The following is a 253-nucleotide window of genomic DNA, read 5'->3' on the forward strand; positions in this document are numbered from 1 at the left end:
ACAAACCGCTCCCCCCCGGGGGGCCCGCGCGGCCCCGGGCCCCCCCTCCCGGGCAACCCCCCCCCCCAAACAATTGGGGGGCGGGGCCCCCGGCCCCCCCCCCGCCCGGGGGGGGCCGCGCCCCCCCCCCCCCCCCCGGAGCGCGCCGGCGCGCGCGGCGCGGCCGGCGGGGGCGCGGGCGGGGCCGCGACAGCCGGCGCGCGCCGCCCCCCGCGCCCCGCGCGCCCCGCCCCCCCCCGCCCCCCCCCGCCGG

Annotated in this window: 1 pseudogene; it reads left to right on the forward strand. The window is 92.9% G+C overall.

Going from position 1 to position 253, the window contains the following annotated elements:
- Positions 1-253, forward strand: a pseudogene (locus P9230_RS32495) (hypothetical protein); the annotation flags it as partial.

This window comes from Mesorhizobium sp. WSM4887, assembly GCF_029625865.1.
Classification (GTDB): Bacteria; Pseudomonadota; Alphaproteobacteria; order Rhizobiales; family Rhizobiaceae; genus Mesorhizobium.